This is a genomic window from bacterium, from assembly GCA_028821235.1.
Lineage (GTDB): Bacteria > Actinomycetota > Acidimicrobiia > Spongiisociales > Spongiisociaceae > Spongiisocius.
The window spans coordinates 1-4097 of sequence record JAPPGV010000157.1; the positions used below are offsets into that span (position 1 = coordinate 1).

General features: G+C 64.8%; 1 protein-coding gene and 2 pseudogenes. 2 read left to right on the forward strand and 1 reads right to left on the reverse strand.

Annotation, left to right across the window (positions count from 1 at the left end):
• Positions 1–348 precede the first annotated feature (348 nt).
• Positions 349–1374 (forward strand): annotated as a pseudogene (locus OXK16_16270) (IS110 family transposase).
• Between the two features lie 267 nt (positions 1375–1641).
• Here the strand turns inward: OXK16_16270 and istB are convergent.
• A complete protein-coding gene (gene istB / locus OXK16_16275; protein MDE0377497.1) occupies positions 1642–2424 on the reverse strand; it encodes an IS21-like element helper ATPase IstB in 783 nt (260 codons plus the stop codon).
• Positions 2425–2762: 338 nt separating this feature from the next.
• On the opposite strand from istB, the pseudogene OXK16_16280 reads away from it, so the two are divergent.
• Positions 2763–3788, forward strand: a pseudogene (locus OXK16_16280) (IS110 family transposase).
• The last annotated feature ends 309 nt before the right edge of the window (positions 3789–4097 follow it).

The window sequence follows — 4097 nt, forward strand, 5'->3', positions numbered from 1 at the left end:
ACGGCTTCAAAAGGAGGCATACAACTACGCCCTCGACCACCCTGATCGCCATCACTTGAAATTCACTCATACTGGAGGTGCCCTGTTTGGTGGGGCCGCTGCGAGTATGACGGGTGGCCCCCCGGGGACCGGGGGGCGGGTCTGACCCAACTGAAATCCGGCGCGTGGTTGCGTTGCCTTGGTGGGGATCTGTCGGCCTGTCCCCCCGGTCCGGGGGCGGGGTTCTGGTTGGAAGCGGATGTGACCTGGTAGGAGCCTTGTGGAAGGTCCGCACCTTGAGTGTTCTGTCCGCCGCTTTGGCCCGAAACCCTCTTTGAAGCAAGAACGTAGTCCATTGGGAGGTAGGTCGTGTCAGGAACGGGGATCGAAGTCTGGGGTGGGGTTGACACCCATCGGGATACCCATGTGGCAGCGGTGGTGGACGGTGTCGGCCGGGTGGTCGGCTCCGAGCCGTTCGCGGCCGACCCTGGCGGGTATCGGCGGTTGGTCGCCTGGATGCGAGCCGAGGGCGAGTTGGTCCGGGTCGGGGTAGAAGGATGTGGTAGTTACGGTGCTGGCCTGGCCCGGCATCTGGCTGCGGCGGGCATCGAGGTGGTGGAGGTGAATCGTCCAAACCGTCAACTCCGCCGCCAGCGAGGCGGGAAGTCGGACAGCGTAGACGCCGAGGCGGCAGCTCGGGCGGCTGCCTCGGGCCACACTAGAGCGGTTCCCAAGTCCGCTGATGGGCCGGTTGAGTGCATACGGATGCTCCGGGTGGTCCGCCGTTCCGCTACCAAGGCCCGCACCCAGGCCGCCAACCAAATCCACTCTCTGGCCGTTACCGCTCCTGAGCAGGTGAAACGTCAGCTAAAGGACCTCAATACCCGAGCCCGGGTTCGGGTCTGCGCCGCTTTCCGACCTGGCACAGACCACACGACCACCACCTACGCCAAGCGTGCCCTGCGGCGCCTGGCCCGCCGATACCAGACCCTCGACACAGAAATAGCCCAACTCGACGAAGACATCCGCCGTCTCTGCGCCGAGGCAAACCCGGCGTTGTTAGCTGCAGAAGGTGTGGGCCCTGACACCGCTTCGGTGCTGCTGGTCGCGGCCGGGGACAACCCGGAGCGAATGGGCACAGAAGCGTCGTTCGCTGCGCTATGCGGAGCCAGCCCGATCCAAGCATCATCCGGACAAAGGGTCCGGCATCGTCTCAACCGGGGCGGTAACCGCAAAGCCAACAACGCTTTGTGGCGGATCGCGACCACCCGGATGCGCAACGACGCCCGCACCCAAGCCTATGTGACCAAACGAGAAGCCGAAGGCAAGAATCAGCGGGAGATCATCCGCTGCCTGAAACGGCACATCGCCCGAGAGATCTACCGGCTCATCACTAACCCGCCACCAACCCCGAACTACGCCCGGCTACGCAGCCGACGCCAACACGCCGGCATCACCGTCAGCCAAGCCGCCCAAGCTCTCGGAACCCGCCCGGCCCGTATCTCCGAACTCGAACTCGGCCGCACCCACAACCACCAACTCGCCACCCGATACCACACCTGGCTCCACACCCACACGGCGGCCCCGGCCCCGATTTGACAACGATAGGAGCATCCCCAGAGTTGGTCAGCGGATTTCCTCACCCCGGGTGTGTGGGTGAGTCTAGTTCGCGGCTCCTTTCGGTCGCTGTTTCCGTGCTTGGGCCTGGTAGGCGCGTAGCCGGTAGCTGTCTCCGGAGATGGTGAAGACGACGCTTCGGTGGAGTAGCCGGTCCAACATGGCAGCGGCGATGGTGGTGTCGGAGAAGATGTCTCCCCAGGCGGCGACGCTGCGGTTGGTGGTCAGGATTATTGAGCCCTTCTGGTAGCGGCGGGAGATGACCTGGAACAGCGAAGCGGCGTCTTCTGCAGGCATGGGCAGATAGCCCAGTTCATCGATTATGAGCACTGTGGGGCCGGAGAAGAACCGCATGGTTGGGGCCCAGCGGCCTTCGAGGGCGGCTTTGCGGCAGCGGGCTGCCAGGTCAGCGGCGGTGGTGTAGTAAACCCGATGGCCGGTGTCGACCGCTGCCCGGCCCAGGATGACTGCCAGCATGGTTTTGCCGACACCTGGCGGGCCGATGAACAACACGTTGGTCGCGTCAGCCAGATACGCGCCTGTGGCGAGCTCTCGGACGAGTTTCTCATCGACGCTGGGCTGGGCGGCGAAGTCGAAGTCTTCGAGTTGCCAGGCGGTTGGGAAGTTCGCGAACCGCATCCGGCCGTTCCAGCGTCGGGTCTCGGTGGCTTCGACCTCGACCCGAAGTAGGCCCTCGAGAAACTCGGTATGGCTGGTGTTGGTCTGGTGGGCGGCTTCGAGGTGGTTGGGGAGGGCCTCGGCAGCTGCCGCCAGTTTGAGGTAGGCCAAATGGCCCCGGAGCTGTTGGTAGACGGTGTCTCTGCTCATCGCCGGCCCCGGTTCTGGTTGTTGACGATCGTCGAGATTCCCCGGTCTCGATCAGTGAATTTCACTCATAGTGGAGGGTGCCCCGTTTCTTAGGTGGCCACTGCGATGATGCGGGTGGCCCCGTGGACCGGGGGGCGGGTCTGACCCTAGTGAAATTTGGCGTGGAGTGCCTTTGTGGGGATCTGTCGGCCTGTCCCCCCGGTCCGGGGGCGGGGTTGCGGCTCGAAGCGGATGTGACCTTGTAGGAGCCTTAGCTTGTCAGCACCCTGAGTGTATTGTCCGCTGCTTTTGGCCGGAACCCTTCTAGGTAGTAACGGTAGTCCACGGGGAGGTGGGTCGTGTCGGAGGATCGGGTTGATGTTTTCGGTGGGGTTGACACCCATCGTGACACCCACGTTGCGGCGGTGGTGGATGGCGCTGGTCGCCTGTTGGGGTCGGAGTCGTTCCCAGCGGATGGAGCTGGGTATCAGCGTATGGTCGCCTGGTTCGGCTCGGCGGGTCGGCTGGTTCGGGTCGGGGTGGAAGGGACCGGCAGCTACGGCGCTGGCCTCGCCCGTTATCTGACCGCAGCCGGGATCGAGGTGGTGGAGGTGAACCGCCCCAACCGTCAGCTGCGCCGCCAGCGAGGTGGCAAGTCTGACAGCGTGGACGCCGAGGGAGCAGCTCGGGCGGCTGCTAGCGGGGATGCAGTTGCGGTTCCGAAGTCGGGTGATGGGCCGGTTGAGTGCCTCCGGATGCTGTTGGTGGCCCGCCGCTCCGCAGCCAAGGCCCGCACACAGGCGGCGAACCAGATCCATTCTGTGATCGTTGGTGCCCCTGAGCAGGTCAAATGTCGGCTCAGGGGCCTGGGGCTCCGAGCACAGGTCCGGGTTTGTGCCCGCTGGCGTCCTGGTGAAGCACAGACCACGGCCGCGTATGCGAAGAGGGCGCTGCGGCACTTGGCCCGTCGATACCAGGCCCTCGACGCTGAGATCGGCGAACTCGATGTCGAGATCCGTCGTCTCTGCGCTAAGGCGAACCCGGCCCTGTTGGCCGCCAACGGTGTGGGCCCTGACACCGCTTCGGTGCTGCTGGTCGCCGCCGGCGACAACCCCGGGCGGATGAAATCGGAACGGTCCTTCGCGGCGCTGTGTGGTGTCAGCCCCGTCCAGGCGTCGTCGGGACAGACCATCCGGCATCGTCTCAACCGGGGCGGCAACCGCCAAGCCAACAACGCTTTGTGGCGGATCGCTACCACCAGAATGCGCACCGACGCTGCCACCAAAGAATATGTGACCAGACGCCAGGGTGAGGGGAAGAACCGAAAGGAGATCATCCGCTGTCTCAAGCGGCACATCGCCCGCGAGATCTACCGGCTCATCACTAACCCGCCACCAACCCCGAACTGCGCCCAACTGCGCACCCGCCGCCAACATGCCGGCGTCACCATCACCCAGGCCGCCCGAGCCCTCCGAACCCACACCGCCCGTATCTCAGAACTCGAGCTAGGCCGTGACCACAACCACCAACTCGCTACCCGATACCAGAGGTGGCTCCACACCCACGAGGCGGCCCCGTCACCGACTTGACAACCGTAGGAGCATCCCCACCCTGTGACCCCAAATACCAGACGCTGAGGGGGGTCCTCTCCAAGCTGCTGACTGTCAGGTCCGGCAGCGAGGAGACGGTGGCCC

Coding starts and splice junctions, on each gene's coding strand:
- istB (MDE0377497.1), bottom strand. CDS start 2,424: ATGAGCAGAGACACCGTCTACCAACAGCTCCGGGGCCATTTGGCCTAC.